Raw genomic sequence first — 14,563 nt, forward strand, 5'->3', positions numbered from 1 at the left:
TGGGTCCCCTATTTGGCGATCAATTCGCGCAGAACGTAGTGCAGGATTCCGCCGGCCTTGAAGTACTTCACCTCGTTGAGCGTGTCGATGCGGCACAGCACGTCGAATTCGAACGATGTGCCATCGTTGCGGGTAACTCCCACGGACAGCATCTGATGCGGCTTGATGTCGGCTGACAGGCCGTTGATGGACAACACCTCCGAACCGGTCAGCCCCAGGCTCGTGCGGGTCTGGCCGTTGACGAACTGCAACGCGAGCACGCCCATGCCGATGAGGTTGGAGCGGTGGATGCGTTCGAAGCTTTCGGCGATCACGGCCTTGATCCCCAACAGGGTGGTGCCTTTCGCCGCCCAGTCACGGCTCGATCCGGTGCCGTATTCCTTGCCCGCCAGGACCACCAGGGGCGTGCCCTCGGCTTGGTAGCGCATGGCCGCGTCATATATCGACATCTTGCTGCCTTCGGGCTGGAACAGCGTGTTGCCGCCTTCCTCGCCACTGAGCATTTCGTTGCGGATGCGGATGTTGGCGAAGGTGCCGCGCATCATTACTTCGTGGTTGCCGCGTCGGGCGCCGTACGAGTTGAAGTTCTCCGGCGCCACACCAAGCCCCTGCAAGTAGAGCCCGGCCGGCGAGCTGGCCTTGATGTTCCCCGCGGGCGAGATGTGGTCGGTGGTGATCGAGTCCCCGAACAACGCCAGTATTCGCGCTCCCGCGATGTTCTCGGGGGCTTTCGGCGGCTGGCCGATGTCCTCGAAGAACGGCGGGTTCTGCACGTAGCTCGAGCTGGAGTCCCACTCGTAGGTGTCGCCGGCGCTGGTTTCGATCGCCTGCCAGTTCGCGTCGCCGCTGAACACGTCGGCGTATTGCTTGCGGAACATGGCGCCATCCACCGCGCTGACGGCTGCCGCCACTTCGGCATTGCTGGGCCAGACGTCCTTCAGGTAGATCGGCTTGCCTTCGCCGTTCACGCCCAGCGGGTCCTTGCTCATGTCGATCCGCGTGGTGCCGGCCAGTGCGAACGCGACCACCAGCGGCGGCGAGGCCAGCCAGTTCGCTTTCACCATGGGGTGAACGCGACCTTCGAAGTTGCGGTTACCCGAAAGCACTGAGGAAACGATCAGGTCGTTGTCGACGATGACTTCGCCAATCGCCTCGGGCAGCGGCCCCGAGTTGCCGATGCAGGTGGTGCAGCCATAGCCGACCAGGTTGAAGCCGAGTTCATCCAGGTACCGGGTGAGCCCAGCCTTCGCCAGATAGTCCGTCACCACCTTGGAGCCAGGGGCGAGGGAGGTCTTCACCCACGGCTGGCAACGCAGGCCAAGGTCGACGGCCTTCTTCGCCACCAGGCCGGCGGCCATCAGCACGCTGGGGTTGGAGGTATTGGTGCAGGACGTGATCGCCGCGATCACCACGGCGCCATGCCTAAGGCTGAATGACTCGCCCTGCACGGGCACGGCGGTATCGGTTTGCTGCAGGCGGCCGCTGGTTTCCAGCAGCAGATCGAAGCTGGCACCGATGTCCGGCAGGTTGACGCGATCCTGAGGACGTTTCGGTCCAGCCAGGGACGGCTGCACGCTGTCCAGTTCGAGCTCCAGGCTGGCGGTGAACACGGGCTCCGGGCTGTCCGCATCGCGCCATAGGCCTTGAGCCTTGCTGTACGCCTCCACCAGCGCGATGCGTTGCTCGTCGCGGCCCGAGAGGCGAAGGTAGTCGATGGTGACCTGGTCCACGGGAAAGAAGCCACAGGTGGCGCCGTATTCGGGCGCCATGTTGCCGATGGTGGCGCGATCGGCGAGGGGCAGGCTGTCCAGGCCGGGGCCGTAGAACTCGACGAACTTGCCGACCACGCCCTGCTTGCGCAGCATCTGCGTGACTGTGAGCACCAGGTCGGTGGCGGTAACGCCTTCGCGCATCTTGCCGACCAGACGGAAACCCACGACTTCCGGGATCAGCATCGACACTGGCTGTCCCAACATGGCCGCTTCGGCCTCGATCCCGCCTACGCCCCAACCCAGCACGCCCAGGCCGTTGACCATGGTGGTGTGCGAGTCGGTGCCTACGAGGGTGTCCGGGTACGCGTAGGTGTCGCCGTTCTCCTCGCGGGTCCAGACCACCTGGGCCAGGTATTCCAGATTGACCTGATGGCAAATGCCGGTGCCCGGCGGTACCACGCGGAAATTGTCGAAGGCTTGCTGTCCCCAGCGCAGGAAGGCATAGCGCTCGCCGTTGCGCTGCATCTCGATCTTTACGTTGTCGCCGAAGGCCTGGTCGTCGCCGAAGCGGTCGACCATCACCGAGTGGTCGATCACCAGATCGACCGGCGACAGCGGGTTGATCTTCTGCGGATCGGCGCCGGCCTTGGACACCGCGTCGCGCATCGCCGCGAGGTCGACCACGCCCGGCACACCGGTGAAATCCTGCATCAGCACGCGCGCGGGGCGGTACTGGATTTCGCGGTCGGAGCTGCGTGTCTTCAGCCAGTCGACCAGGGCGTGGAGGTCTTCGCCACGCACGGTCTGGTTGTCTTCCCAGCGCAGCAGGTTTTCCAGCAGGACCTTGAGCGACGCCGGCAGGCGGCTGATATCGCCGAGACGCTTGGCTGCCTCCGGGAGGCTGAAATAATGGTAGGTACGGCCGCCCACATCGAGGCTGCGGCGGCAGTTGAGGCTATCCAGGGAGGGCATTTGCGTATCTCCTTGCGGCCCATGGTCGAGGGCGTTGCGGTGGTGCCGGATCGAGCCGGCGCCTTGAGTACGGTAGCGGGTGCGGCGAATACTGGCCTGTCGAAGCCGCGTGCGGCCGACTGTGGAAGATGGGCCAGCTTTACTCACGCCGCCATTCACTGGACAGACCGATACGCCCCCGGTTCCCGCGTCGGCTATCATGCGCGCCCCGCCCGGGGGCCGCATCACGCGGTTGCCCGCTTCTGGAGAGCGTCACGTGGATACCCTGTTGCTGCATTGCCGCCCCGGTTTCGAGAACGAAGTCTGCGCCGAGATCGCCGAACATGCGGCGCGTCTGCAGGTGGCGGGCTATTCGAAGGCGAAACCGAACAGCGCCTATGCCGAGTTCGTCTGCAGCGAGGCCGGCGGCAGCGCCAAGCTGATGCACAAGTTGGCGTTTTCCGAGCTGATCTTTCCTCGCCAGTGGGCGCGCGGTGAGTACCAGCAACTGCCCGAGGCCAAGCGTATCGAGGTGCTGCTCGAGCAACTGCGAGGCTACCCGGTGTGCGGCAGCCTGTGGCTGGAAGTGTTCGATACCAACGAAGGCAAGGAACTGTCGACTTTCTGCAGGAAGTTCGAGGCGCCGCTGCGCAAGGCGTTGCTGCAGGCCGGTCGGCTGGTCGAGGATGCGAGCAAGCCGCGCCTGCTGCTGACGTTCCGGAGCGGACGGGAGGTGTTTCTCGGCATCGCCGACGCGGGCAACAGCGCGCTCTGGCCGATGGGAATCCCGCGGCTGAAGTTCCCCCGTGAGGCGCCGAGTCGCTCGACGCTGAAGCTGGAGGAGGCCTGGCACACCTTCATTCCGCGCGAGCAGTGGGATGAGCGGCTGGCGGACGACATGACCGGCGTCGACCTCGGTGCCGCTCCCGGTGGCTGGACCTACCAACTGGTGCGTCGCGGCATGCTGGTGACCGCCATCGACAACGGTCCGATGGCGCAAAGCCTGATGGATACCGGACTGGTCCAGCACCTGATGGTCGACGGCTTCACCTGGAAACCCAAGCGGCCGGTCGACTGGATGGTCTGCGACATCGTCGAGAAGCCGGCACGCAATGCGGCGCTGCTGGAAACCTGGATCGGCGAGGGCTTGTGCCGCGAGGCGGTGGTCAACCTCAAACTGCCGATGAAGCAGCGCTACGCTGAGGTCAGGCGCCTGCTGCAACGCCTGGAAGAGGGTTTCGCCGCGCGGCGGATCAAGGTCTCGATTGCCTGCAAACAGCTCTATCACGACCGCGAGGAAGTGACCTGCCATCTGCGCCGCCTGTGCTGAGCGCGGCGCATCAGCGACAATGACCGCCAGCCTTTCTGGAGTACCTAGATGTCTCTGCAACACGATGCCGTTCTGGATGCCACCGGTCTCAACTGCCCCGAGCCGGTGATGATGCTGCACAACCAGGTGCGTGACCTGCCCGCCGGCGGGCTGCTCAAGGTGATCGCCACCGATCCGTCGACGCGGCGCGACATCCCCAAGTTCTGCGTCTTTCTCGGCCACGATCTGATCGAACAGCAGGAGGAGGGCGGCACCTACCTCTACTGGATACGCAAGAGGGCCGACTAGGCCCTCGCGCGCCGCGCCGCCTTGTAGATCCTCTTGCGAGAGCTGCGTGCCAGGCGCGTGGCCAGCAATACCGCCGCACAACTCAGGCCGACCACCAGGCCCTGCCAAAGCCCGCGTGGCCCGGACGGCTCGCCCAGCCAGTCGGTCAGGCCGAGCGCGTAACCCACCGGCAGCCCGACGCCCCAGTAGGCCAGCAGCGTGAAGATCATCGTCGCACGGGTGTCCTGGTAGCCGCGCAGCGCGCCGGCGGCGGTGACCTGGATGGCGTCGGAGAACTGGAACAGCGCGACGTAGAACAGCAGGCTGCCGGCCACCGCGATCACCGCCAAATCCTCGGTGTAGATGCGTGCGATATGCTCGCTGAGCAGCATCACCAGCGTCGCCGAGCAACAGGCATAGCAGAGCGCCGAGAACATCCCGACACCGGCGCAGAAGCGCGCCTCGCGGGGCTCGCCGCGGCCCAGCGCCTGGCCGACCCGGACGGTGACGGCGATCCCCAGCGACAGCGGCAGCATGAAGATCATCGAAGAGAAATTGAGCGCGATCTGGTGGCCGGCCATCACCGTCGCACCCAGCCCGCCAATCAGCAGCGCGATCACGGCGAAGATGCTCGACTCGGCGAAGATCGCGATGCCGATGGGCAGGCCGATCGTCAGCAGGCCGCGTATCGGCTGCCACGACGGGGTCTCGAAGTGAGCGAACAGCTGGCTGGGGCGGTAGCGCGGCGCCAGCTTGATCCAGCCCAGCAGGCCGAGCAGCATGCAGTTCATCACCAGCGCCGTGCCCCAGCCGCAGCCCACGCCGCCCATCGCCGGCAGGCCCAGCTTGCCGAAGACGAATACATAGGTTGCCGGGATGTTGATCAGCAGCCCGAAGATGCCGAGGAACATGCTCGGCCGGGAATAGCCGATACCGTCGCTGAAGCAGCGCAGCGCCTGGTACATCGCCACGGCCGGAAAACCGAAGGCCATGGCGCGCAGGTAGCCCATGCTGGGCTCCATCAGGCTGCTCTCGACGCCCATGGCGCGCAGGACCACGTCCGCATGCCAAAGAAGCGTGGCGGCGCTGCAGCCGAGGAACAGCGCGAGCCACAACGCCTGGCGAACCAGCGGGCCGATCTCCTGCGGCTGGCCTGCGCCGAAACGCTGGGCAACCTTGGGCGTGGTCGCCAGGATCACGCCGGTCATGAACAGGTACAGCGGCACCCAGATCGAGTTTCCCAGCGCCACCGCGGCGAGGTCGCGTGGGCTCACCCGTCCGGCCATCAGCGCATCGGTGAAGCCCATGGCGGTATGGGTGAACTGGGCGATGATGATCGGCGTGGCGAGGCGGAACAGCGCGCCAAGCTCCTGGCGCACCCGGCCCCAGCGGGATTTCAACGACATGGTGATCCTGAGCGGGTGCGGAAAGGCCGCGTAGTGTACGCAGCGACGAAGGGCCGGAAAACCCGGATGTCGTCGCATGGCTTAGAATGGCCGCCTCGAACTGGAGCCAGTGCATGCAAATCCTCGCCGACGAAAACATTCCCCTGGTCGATGCCTTCTTCGGCGCCTTCGGCCCCATTCGCCGTCAGCCCGGCCGCGGCATCGATCGCGCTGCGCTGGGCGACAGCGAGATACTGCTGGTGCGCTCGGTGACCGACGTCAACCGCGCGTTGTTGCAGGGTAGCGCCGTGCGTTTCGTCGGCACCTGCACCATCGGCACCGACCATCTCGATCTCGACTACTTCAATGAAGCCGGCATCGCCTGGGCCAGCGCGCCGGGGTGCAACGCACGCGGCGTGGTGGACTACGTGCTCGGCAGCCTGCTCGCCCTGGCGGAGCACCACGGCGTCTCGCTGCGCGAGCGTTGCTACGGGGTGGTCGGTGCCGGCCAGGTCGGTGGGCGCCTGCTCGACGTGCTGCGCGGGATGGGCTGGCGCGTGCTGGTGTGCGATCCGCCCAGGCAGGCGCTGGAGGGCGGCGATTACGTCGACCTGCCGACCATCCTGCGCGAGTGCGATGCGATCAGCCTGCACACGCCGCTGACGCGCGAGGGCGCCTGGCCAACCCATCATTTGATGGGGCGCGAGCAGCTTGCGGCGCTCAGGCCGGGGGCTTGGCTGATCAACGCGGCGCGGGGCGCGGTGGTCGACAACGCGGCATTGAGCGACATCCTGCAGCGGCGAGCGGATCTCGACGCCGTGCTCGACGTCTGGGAAGGCGAGCCGCTGGCCGACCCGCAGCTGGCGGCGCTGTGCCGCCTCGCTACGCCGCACATCGCCGGCTACAGCCTGGACGGCAAGCTGCGTGGCACGGCGCAGATCCATGGCGCTTTTTGCGAGTGGCTGGGTGTTGCCGTCGAAGTGAGCCTGGATGCCCTGCTACCCACGCCCTGGCTGACGCAACTCGCCTTGCAGGCCGACGCCGATCCCGAATGGGCACTGGCTGCGCTCTGTCGCGCCGTGTACGACCCCCGGCGGGACGACGCGGATTTCCGCCGCAGCCTGCACGGTGATCCCTCGTCGCGTCGCAGCGCCTTCGATGCGCTGCGCAAGCATTACCCACTGCGCCGCGAGATCGATGGCCTGCGGGTTTCCGTGGGCGGGGAGGCCGACGAACTGGCTCGCTGGGTTCGGGCCCTGGGCTGCACGCCGGATTGATCCGGCATCGATGAAAAACCCGGCTCGTGCCGGGCTTTTTCATTGTGTGCGGAGGCTCAGTTCTTGGCGGGCGCCAGGAACCATTCGTCATCCAGCTCCTCGCAGGCGTGCTGGATCATCTTCTCGGTGATCGGCACTTCCTGGCCGTGAGCATCGATGATGGCGCCGCCGACCGGCTGTTGCGGGTCGACATGGACCACGCGGGGTTCATTGTCGTCATGGGGTTGATTCATCGCTGTCTCCTCATCGGTTCGCGCGCAGTCTAGGCAACCCAGATGAACGCACCGTGACATTGGGCACCTGTCGAGGCGCAGAAAACGAAGGCCGGCTTATCCGCAATCGCGTCCGCCCGGCTCTCGTGGTTGACCTTGCTTGTCGGCGCGGAGTTCGCGAAATGAAGCGCGCACCTGTGGTTCTCGACCTGCGGTCGCTGCGCCAGGCCGGCACTCACGCCTGAGCCCGGTGCTTTTCGTCGACCATGTTGCCGATCTGCCGGATCACCTCGCGGCTGGCGCCTTCGGCGCTATTGAAGGCATTGACGATGCCATCGTGCACCCGCTCGTCGCTCTCCCAGTCCTGGGCGGACAGGTCCATGGCCCTGGCCACGGCCTGATGCATGTCCGACTGTGGGCGCTCCAGGTCGCGATAGGCCCTGGTCTGGCCGAACATGGCCTGGCCGGTGCCGTTGCGATACCAGTCCCGCGGGCTGCCCTCGTCGATGCCGTGCTGGCCGTCGGTGCCTTCGACGCGCGCGTAGGCGTTCTGCATGAACATGATGTGGTCCATCTTGACCAGCGAGGCGAAGGAGAGGTCCTTGGCGCGGCTGAGCTGCTCGATGGTGGATTGCGAGCTGCTGGCGAATTCGCTGAAGCGACTGCGGAAGGCGTCCACCTGTGCGCTGACCTGGGCGCTCTGCTGGCCGGTGCTCAGCGTCTGTTCGACCATCACTCCCACGCGCTCGCGGAACCCGCCGATGATTCCGGAAATCTCGCCCGTGGCCTGCTTGGTGCGGTGTGCCAGGGCGCGCACCTCGTCCGCGACCACGGCGAAGCCGCGGCCGATATCGCCCGCGCGGGCCGCCTCGATCGCCGCGTTGAGGGCCAGCAGGTTGGTCTGCTCGGCGATCTCCGCGATGATCCGCAGCGCCTGCCCGATGCTGCCGCTGGCGTTGCCCAGCGCGTCGGCGGACTCGGCCATCGATTGCATGCGGTCGTTGATGTGGGCCAGCGAGTCGTTGAGCTGATCGACTTCCTGGCGGCTGTCATGCGCGTTGTCGCGATTGCGCTCCGCGATCGCCGCAACCGATTCGATTTCCGCGGCGACGACGTTCAGGTCGTTCTGGTTGCCGCGCAGGTTGGTCAGCAGGTTGGAGGTGTTCAGCGCATGCAGGCTGGAGGACAGCCGGTTGCGCATCACGTAGCGGGTGTTTTCCTCCATCGCGGTGATTGCCTGGTTGATATGGCTGAGCGATGTGGCGAACTCACCCGGAAGCCCGGCCGACAGGGCGCGGCGGTAGAACTTGCGCTCGGCGACCATGCCGAAGCAGGTGTTGATTTCCTTGAAGTAGGTTTCCACCAGGTCGAGGAACTCGTTCAGCTCCCAGGCGACCTTGCCGATTTCGCCGAGGCCGGCGGTGTGGGTGATGCGCTGGTGCAGATCGCCCTCGCGGCAGGAGAGGATCACCCGCGCCATCTGGTTGAGCGTCGCTATCGGCCGCTTGCTGTGGGCGATGGCGTACAGGCTGAAGGCGATCGAGATGCAGGGCACCAGGACCTGCGGCCAGCTGAAACCCAGGGTCAGCATCTGCCAGCCGGCCAGCAGCAGGTTGAGCGTGACGAAGACCGTGCAGCAGATGATGAATTTCTGATTGAGGAAGGGGCTGTGTCGGCTGGTTTGACTGCGCATGGCCTGGCTCATTGCCGTTCCCCTTGCTGGTAGAGGTTGAGGATGAACTGGTCGTAGCCGAGGCCTTCTTGCGCCGGCAGCTCCATCAGATAGGCAAGGGAGGCTAGGGGCGCCTCGTTCTTCGGTTCGCTGCGTTCGATCTCCAGCATCCGGCGGTACACCGGCTCGATGATGCGCACCGCCGAGGCCGGCGCCGGGCGCCTCACGGAGTAGTAGCCGGTGATGTTGCCCTGGAGGTCGCGATCCGGGGTGATGTTGGCGAAGACCCAGTAGAAGTCGCCGTCCGAGTTCATGTTCTTCACCAGGCCGAAGAACTCGCGGTTCTGCTGCAGGGTGTCCCAGAGCAGCCGAAACACGCCACGCGGCATGTCCGGGTGGCGGATGAGGCTGTGCTGCTGGCCGAGCACCTGGGTCTCGGAATAGTTGGCGACACGCATGAAGCAGCGGTTGGCGTACGTCACCCGCCCGCTGAGATCGCTCTTGGAGATGATCATTTCCCGATCATTGAAACGGACTTCTTTTCCCGTCGGCTTGATGCTGTTCTTCATCCGCGCACTCCCCTGGTGAGTGCTGTACTTTGCCGCACCCCAATACGCCGCCGAATGCTCGGGATCAATTCGGCATCGTAGAGACGGGCTCAAGGATAGGGTGCAGAGCTGCTTTTTTAGCGCGGAGCCGCAGGGCGGCGTTTCAGGATTTGGTGAGCGCGGTGACGAGGGTGGGAGGGAGACCCCGCCCGGTTGCGGGGTCGAGGGCGGGTCAGTGGTATTCGCAGAGGTACGCGGTATCCCCGGACACCTTGAGCTGGAACTTGCTGTTCGCCGGTACGGTGAAGCGGGTGCCGGCGTCGAAGGTTTCCCAGGCATCGCTGCCTGGCAGCTTAACCGTCAGCGCTCCGGCGATCACGTGCATGACTTCAAGTTGACTGGTGCCGAACTCGTATTCGCCGGGGGCCATGACGCCGACGGTGGCCGGGGCCTGGTTCAGCTCGAAGGAAAGGGATTTTACGGTACCGTCGAAGTACTCGTTTACCTTGAACATGCGGGCTCCTCGAAGGGGGATTCAAATTGGGCGGCCAGTATGCCCAAGCCGCTGCGGGGCGTCATCCCGTTCGGCCGTCGAACGCCAGCGGCAGCAGGCGCGCAGTATTGCGGGCGTCGTCGAGGGCCCGATGCTGTTGGCCCTGGAAGCTCATGCCGGCGAGCGCCAGCGCGGCATGCAGGCCTACCGGACGTTTCAGTTTACGGACCTTGGCGAAGTGGCGCTTGAGATCGGTGTGGGCACGGCTGGAGAGATGACTGTCCAGGTGCTGACGTTGCCACTCCAGGTGCAACTGCTGGCGATCGTAATCGCCCCAGCTCGCCCAACCCTGCAGTCGTGGGTGATGCGGCTCCAGCCAGCGCTCGAAGGCGGGCCAGACCTGGCTCAGTGGCCGCGCGGCATCTATGTCGTTCTGCGTTACATGGGTGAGTTCGCGGCAGAACGTGGTCAGCAATGGGCGGCGGAGCGGGCGCACGAAGCGTTGGAAGTGGTCGATTTCACGTCCCTTGGCGTCTACCAGGCAGGCGCCGATTTCGATGATTTCCATTTCTTCGACCGGCCAGCCACCTTCTTCCGTGGTGGCTTCCAGATCGAGTACCAGCCAATGTCCCATAGGCTTTCTCCAGTGATCGGGTAGGCGTGCTCATCGGGCGTTCAGAACGGCAGGGGTGCCGTGCTAGGCTTCGACACCGCAAATTTAGAGGTGTGTCATGGCGAAAGTTGCTTTTATCGGCTTGGGCGTCATGGGTTATCCCATGGCCGGGCATCTGGCAAGCAAGGGGCACGAGGTGCGTGTGTACAACCGCACGGCGGCCAAGGCAGAACAGTGGGTTGCAGAACATGGCGGCACCAGCGGCGCCACCCCCCGTGCAGCGGCGGAAGGCGCCGAGCTGGTAATGGTGTGTGTCGGTAACGATGATGATCTGCGCGGCGTGGTCCTCGGTGACGAGGGTGCCTTTGCCGGAATGGCTGTGGGCAGCGTGCTGGTGGACCACACCACCGCGTCGGCAACGGTCGCGCGCGAACTGGCAGCCGCCGCCAAAGAACGCGGCCTGGACTTTCTCGATGCGCCGGTTTCCGGCGGCCAGGCGGGCGCGGTGAACGGCGTGCTGACGGTAATGGTCGGTGGCGCAGCGGAGACCTACGCGCGCGCCGAGCCGGTGATCCAGAGCTACGCAAGGATGTCGCGACTGATGGGCGAGGCAGGGAGCGGCCAGTTGACCAAGATGGTCAATCAGATCTGCATTGCGGGTGTCGTACAGGGGTTGGCGGAAGCCGTGCACTTCTCGCAGCAGGCCGGGTTGGACGGCCTGGCGGTGATGGAGGTTATCGGCAAAGGTGCCGCGCAGTCCTGGCAGATGGAAAACCGCCACAAGACCATGCTGTCCGGCGAGTTCGACTTCGGTTTTGCCGTCGACTGGATGCGCAAGGACCTGTCGATCCTGTTGGAAGAGGCCCGTCGCAACGGCGCGCAATTGCCGATGACGGCACTGGTCGATCAGTTCTATGGCGAAGTCCAGGCCATGGGCGGCAACCGCTGGGATACCTCGAGCCTGCTGGCGCGGCTCAAGCCGACCAAGTGATGGCGATGCGGGCGGCCGTTCGGCCGTCCGCCCACTTCACTGAGCTCTAGGCGCGGAAGATGAAGTACACCGCGCCCAGCAGGCAAAGGCCCGCCCACAGGTAGTCCAGTCTGAGCGGCTGCTGCATGTAGAACACGCTGAATGGCACGAAGATCGACAGGGTGATCACTTCCTGCATGATCTTCAGCTGGCCCACCGACATCGTCGTGTAACCGATCCGGTTAGCTGGCACCATGATCATGTATTCGAACAGTGCGATCCCCCAGCTGATCAGTGCGGCGATAAACCATGGTTTGCTGTGCAGCGTCTTCAGGTGGCCGTACCAGGCGAAGGTCATGAAGATGTTGGAAAGGCTCAACAAGGCAGCAGTCTGCAACCAGATCGGCATCGGCGAAGCTCCGGAATGTCGGCCGCTGAGCCTACTGCCTGCCTGTCGCGCCGCCAAGTCTTGCCACCATCAATTGGATGGCTGCCATCCGTGTGGCGTACAGGTAATATCGCCGCCCGTAGAACCCTTGGTCCCGTTTTACGAGGTCGCCTGTCTCCATGCAATGCCGTCCCGGTTGCGGTGCCTGCTGCATCGCCCCTTCGATAAGTTCGTCCATTCCAGGTATGCCCCAGGGCAAGCCCGCGGGCGAACGTTGCATCCATCTTTCGGTCGACTACCTGTGCGCGCTGTTCGGCGCTCCGGGTAGGCCGCCCGTGTGCTCGCAGTTCCAGGCCGAGCCCTCGGTTTGCGGGAGCAACCGTGAAGAGGCGATCAGCTTGCTCGGCTGGCTGGAGCAGGCAACCGCTTAACGTGCGTTCGACGGATGAGCCGTCGAGTCGCTCGAGTCTTTGATAAGGAGAAAAATAAATGAGGCTTTTGCATCAACTGGCGCTGGCCTGCGGATTCACGGCCGTACTGCCTATGATCGTTTATGCCGATGACTGGAAGCTAGAGAAGGAAGAGGCGGGCATAAGCATCTACCTTAGCCCGGTAGCCGGCTCCAAGTACAAGGCTTATCGCGGCGTCACCACGGTCAAGGCGGACATCGCCACCATCCGTGCGCTGCAAGAGGATGTCAGCGGTTCCTGCGCGTGGATCTTCGAGTGCAAGGAGCAGAAGCTGCTCAAGCAGGAGGGCGATCAGGCCTGGACACACACCTACTTCACGCCTCCGTGGCCCGTCACTGCGCGTGATTCGATCCTGCACATCACGACTACACAGGATGCCGACGGTAGCCTGACGCGTACCTTGGAGGGAGTGGCCGATTACCTGCCCGAGGAAAAGGGCTATGTACGCGTAGCCAAGGTTGAAGGCCTGTGGAAGCTGACGCCCAAAGGCCCTGGCCAGACCGAAGTAACCTATCAGGTGCAGACCGAGCCGGGTGGCAGCGTGCCTTCGTGGCTGGCCAACAGCTTCGTGGTCGATGCGCCGTTCAATACCCTGAAAGGGCTACGCGAGCGCGCCGAGAAGTAGTAAGCCTTTCTTCCGGGCAAAGAAAAAGGCTGCCTCGGCAGCCTTTTTCTTGTTCGCCAGATGTCAGTCGCGCTTGTCCAGTCCGGTGAAGTCGCGCTGCGGATAGCCGGTATACAGCTGACGGGGACGGCCGATCTTGTACGGGCTGGAAAGCATTTCCTTCCAGTGGGAAATCCAGCCCACGGTGCGTGCCAGCGCGAAGATCACCGTGAACATGCTGGTCGGAATGCCGATCGCCTTGAGGATGATCCCCGAGTAGAAGTCGACGTTCGGGTACAGATTGCGCTCCTTGAAGTAAGGGTCGTTTCGCGCGATCTCGTCCAGCTTCATCGCCAGTTCCAGTTGCGGATCGTGGATGCCCAGCTCGGCGAGGACTTCGTCGCAAGTCTTCTTCATCACATTGGCGCGCGGATCGAAGTTCTTGTAGACGCGGTGGCCGAAGCCCATCAGCTTGAACGGATCGTCCTTGTCCTTCGCCTTGGCGATGAACTTGTCGATGTTCGATACGTCACCGATCTCGTCGAGCATCGCCAGCACGGCCTCGTTGGCGCCCCCATGCGCCGGGCCCCAGAGGGCGGCGATACCGGCAGCGATACAGGCGAACGGGTTGGCACCCGAAGAACCGGCCAAACGAACGGTGGACGTGGACGCGTTCTGTTCGTGGTCGGCGTGGAGGATGAAGATCCGGTCCATCGCGCGAGCCAGTACCGGGCTGATCGGTTTGATCTCGCACGGGGTGTTGAACATCATGTGCAGGAAGTTTTCCGCGTAGTTCAGATCGTTGCGCGGATACATCATCGGCTGGCCCATGGAGTACTTGTAAACCATGGCGGCGATGGTGGGCATCTTGGCAACCAGCCGGATCGCGGAGATTTCGCGATGCTTGGGATTATTGATGTCCAGGGAGTCGTGATAGAAGGCCGACAGCGCACCGACCACGCCGCACATGATCGCCATCGGATGAGCGTCACGACGGAAACCGTTGAAGAACGACTTCAACTGCTCGTGAACCATCGTGTGGTTCTTCACGGTGCCGACGAACTGGGCCTTCTGCTCGGCATTCGGCAGTTCGCCGTTTAGCAGCAGGTAGCAGGTTTCCAGATAGTCGGACTTCTCGGCAAGCTGCTCGATCGGGTAGCCGCGATGAAGAAGGATGCCTTTGTCGCCGTCGATGTAGGTGATCTTCGACTCGCAAGAGGCGGTGGACATAAAGCCAGGATCAAAGGTGAAACGACCCGTGGCGGTGAGGCCCCGTACGTCAACTACATCGGGACCAACAGTGCCGGTCAGAACGGGCAGTTCTACAGGGTCAGAGCCTGCGATGATCAACTGCGCTTTTTTGTCAGCCATGAGGCCTCCTATTTTATGCTTGGTATCATCCTGCCCCCATGCAGGGCCCGCATCACTATAGAGTGATAAATCCGAAAGTCAATTTGCGTGGAGGCTAGGCGGTAGACGGCTTTGAGGGTGATTAAGGGTCTTGAAAATCGGCTATTTACGCCTTTTGTGAGGTCAGCGCAATCCGCTCTTTGGGGCAGGTGATTGCGTTGTCATTAGTGTCCTAACTGTCTATACTCGATGCCCGACCGCCAGGGCTTTAAGGCCTGTATTCTGGGGTTGTCACTCCCTGGGTAGTGGGACCTGACCAGC

15 protein-coding genes are annotated in these 14,563 nt (G+C 63.8%); 6 read left to right on the plus strand and 9 right to left on the minus strand.

Annotation, left to right across the window (positions count from 1 at the left end; translation table 11 throughout):
* Positions 1-8: 8 nt before the first annotated feature.
* Positions 9-2,684, minus strand: a complete 2,676-nt coding sequence (acnA, locus tag QMX85_RS01245; protein WP_282338358.1) for an aconitate hydratase AcnA — start codon at positions 2,682-2,684, stop codon at positions 9-11.
* 256 nt (positions 2,685-2,940) lie between these two features.
* Between acnA and rlmM the strand changes: the two genes are divergently transcribed.
* Both rlmM and tusA read left to right on the plus strand, forming a co-directional pair.
* Positions 2,941-3,993, plus strand: coding sequence for a 23S rRNA (cytidine(2498)-2'-O)-methyltransferase RlmM (rlmM, locus tag QMX85_RS01250; RefSeq protein ID WP_282338359.1), 1,053 nt, complete (start codon positions 2,941-2,943; stop codon positions 3,991-3,993).
* A gap of 48 nt (positions 3,994-4,041) precedes the next feature.
* Positions 4,042-4,281 (plus strand): sulfurtransferase TusA, encoded by a 240-nt coding sequence (tusA, locus tag QMX85_RS01255; protein ID WP_282338360.1) that lies wholly within the window; start codon positions 4,042-4,044, stop codon positions 4,279-4,281.
* Here tusA and QMX85_RS01260 read toward each other — a convergent pair.
* Positions 4,278-5,666 (minus strand): MATE family efflux transporter, encoded by a 1,389-nt coding sequence (locus QMX85_RS01260; RefSeq protein ID WP_282338361.1) that lies wholly within the window; start codon positions 5,664-5,666, stop codon positions 4,278-4,280. The two genes, tusA and QMX85_RS01260, sit on opposite strands and share 4 nt — an antisense overlap.
* 113 nt (positions 5,667-5,779) lie before the next feature.
* Here QMX85_RS01260 and pdxB point away from each other — a divergent pair, with 113 nt between their 5' ends.
* Positions 5,780-6,922: a 4-phosphoerythronate dehydrogenase PdxB gene (pdxB, locus tag QMX85_RS01265; protein ID WP_282338362.1), complete on the plus strand. Its 1,143-nt coding sequence runs from the start codon at positions 5,780-5,782 to the stop codon at positions 6,920-6,922.
* A 56-nt stretch (positions 6,923-6,978) separates the two neighbouring features.
* Here the strand turns inward: pdxB and QMX85_RS01270 are convergent, their stop codons facing one another.
* From QMX85_RS01270 to QMX85_RS01290, 5 genes are all read right to left on the minus strand, one after another.
* Positions 6,979-7,155, minus strand: a complete 177-nt coding sequence (locus tag QMX85_RS01270; protein ID WP_175534360.1) for a PA1571 family protein — start codon at positions 7,153-7,155, stop codon at positions 6,979-6,981.
* A 214-nt stretch (positions 7,156-7,369) separates the two neighbouring features.
* Positions 7,370-8,827, minus strand: a complete 1,458-nt coding sequence (locus tag QMX85_RS01275; RefSeq protein WP_282338363.1) for a methyl-accepting chemotaxis protein — start codon at positions 8,825-8,827, stop codon at positions 7,370-7,372.
* An 8-nt stretch (positions 8,828-8,835) separates the two neighbouring features.
* Positions 8,836-9,375: a PAS domain-containing protein gene (locus QMX85_RS01280; protein WP_282338364.1), complete on the minus strand. Its 540-nt coding sequence runs from the start codon at positions 9,373-9,375 to the stop codon at positions 8,836-8,838.
* A gap of 211 nt (positions 9,376-9,586) precedes the next feature.
* The gene (locus QMX85_RS01285; RefSeq protein ID WP_282338365.1) at positions 9,587-9,868 is read right to left on the minus strand and encodes a pyrimidine/purine nucleoside phosphorylase; all 282 of its coding nucleotides are present in this window, start codon (positions 9,866-9,868) and stop codon (positions 9,587-9,589) included.
* A 61-nt stretch (positions 9,869-9,929) separates the two neighbouring features.
* Positions 9,930-10,481 carry an exonuclease domain-containing protein gene (locus QMX85_RS01290; RefSeq protein WP_282338366.1) on the minus strand — a complete coding sequence of 184 codons (552 nt, stop codon included), beginning with the start codon at positions 10,479-10,481 and terminating at the stop codon, positions 9,930-9,932.
* A gap of 97 nt (positions 10,482-10,578) precedes the next feature.
* Between QMX85_RS01290 and QMX85_RS01295 the strand changes: the two genes are divergently transcribed.
* Positions 10,579-11,451 (plus strand): NAD(P)-dependent oxidoreductase, encoded by an 873-nt coding sequence (locus QMX85_RS01295; protein WP_282338368.1) that lies wholly within the window; start codon positions 10,579-10,581, stop codon positions 11,449-11,451.
* Between the two features lie 46 nt (positions 11,452-11,497).
* On the opposite strand, the gene QMX85_RS01300 is transcribed toward QMX85_RS01295, so the two are convergent.
* Positions 11,498-11,839, minus strand: coding sequence for a DMT family protein (locus QMX85_RS01300; RefSeq protein WP_273229199.1), 342 nt, complete (start codon positions 11,837-11,839; stop codon positions 11,498-11,500).
* A gap of 158 nt (positions 11,840-11,997) precedes the next feature.
* Between QMX85_RS01300 and QMX85_RS01305 the strand changes: the two genes are divergently transcribed.
* Together QMX85_RS01305 and QMX85_RS01310 are read left to right on the plus strand one after the other, a co-directional pair.
* Entirely contained in the window at positions 11,998-12,249 is a 252-nt protein-coding gene (locus QMX85_RS01305; protein ID WP_273229198.1) for a YkgJ family cysteine cluster protein, read from the plus strand.
* Positions 12,250-12,307: 58 nt separating this feature from the next.
* Entirely contained in the window at positions 12,308-12,913 is a 606-nt protein-coding gene (locus QMX85_RS01310; RefSeq protein WP_282338369.1) for an START domain-containing protein, read from the plus strand.
* A gap of 63 nt (positions 12,914-12,976) precedes the next feature.
* Here QMX85_RS01310 and gltA read toward each other — a convergent pair whose 3' ends face one another.
* Entirely contained in the window at positions 12,977-14,263 is a 1,287-nt protein-coding gene (gltA, locus tag QMX85_RS01315; RefSeq protein WP_273229196.1) for a citrate synthase, read from the minus strand.
* Between the last annotated feature and the right edge of the window lie 300 nt (positions 14,264-14,563).

This window comes from Pseudomonas sp. PS02288 (assembly GCF_029959715.1).
GTDB classification, from domain to species: Bacteria; Pseudomonadota; Gammaproteobacteria; order Pseudomonadales; family Pseudomonadaceae; genus Pseudomonas_O; species Pseudomonas_O kuykendallii.

Coding starts and splice junctions, on each gene's coding strand:
- QMX85_RS01310 (WP_282338369.1), top strand. CDS start 12,308: ATGAGGCTTTTGCATCAACTGGCGCTGGCCTGCGGATTCACGGCCGTA.
- QMX85_RS01275 (WP_282338363.1), bottom strand. CDS start 8,827: ATGCGCAGTCAAACCAGCCGACACAGCCCCTTCCTCAATCAGAAATTC.
- pdxB (WP_282338362.1), top strand. CDS start 5,780: ATGCAAATCCTCGCCGACGAAAACATTCCCCTGGTCGATGCCTTCTTC.
- QMX85_RS01260 (WP_282338361.1), bottom strand. CDS start 5,666: ATGTCGTTGAAATCCCGCTGGGGCCGGGTGCGCCAGGAGCTTGGCGCG.
- acnA (WP_282338358.1), bottom strand. CDS start 2,684: ATGCCCTCCCTGGATAGCCTCAACTGCCGCCGCAGCCTCGATGTGGGC.
- QMX85_RS01290 (WP_282338366.1), bottom strand. CDS start 10,481: ATGGGACATTGGCTGGTACTCGATCTGGAAGCCACCACGGAAGAAGGT.
- QMX85_RS01300 (WP_273229199.1), bottom strand. CDS start 11,839: ATGCCGATCTGGTTGCAGACTGCTGCCTTGTTGAGCCTTTCCAACATC.
- QMX85_RS01285 (WP_282338365.1), bottom strand. CDS start 9,868: ATGTTCAAGGTAAACGAGTACTTCGACGGTACCGTAAAATCCCTTTCC.
- tusA (WP_282338360.1), top strand. CDS start 4,042: ATGTCTCTGCAACACGATGCCGTTCTGGATGCCACCGGTCTCAACTGC.
- QMX85_RS01270 (WP_175534360.1), bottom strand. CDS start 7,155: ATGAATCAACCCCATGACGACAATGAACCCCGCGTGGTCCATGTCGAC.
- QMX85_RS01305 (WP_273229198.1), top strand. CDS start 11,998: ATGCAATGCCGTCCCGGTTGCGGTGCCTGCTGCATCGCCCCTTCGATA.
- QMX85_RS01295 (WP_282338368.1), top strand. CDS start 10,579: ATGGCGAAAGTTGCTTTTATCGGCTTGGGCGTCATGGGTTATCCCATG.
- gltA (WP_273229196.1), bottom strand. CDS start 14,263: ATGGCTGACAAAAAAGCGCAGTTGATCATCGCAGGCTCTGACCCTGTA.
- QMX85_RS01280 (WP_282338364.1), bottom strand. CDS start 9,375: ATGAAGAACAGCATCAAGCCGACGGGAAAAGAAGTCCGTTTCAATGAT.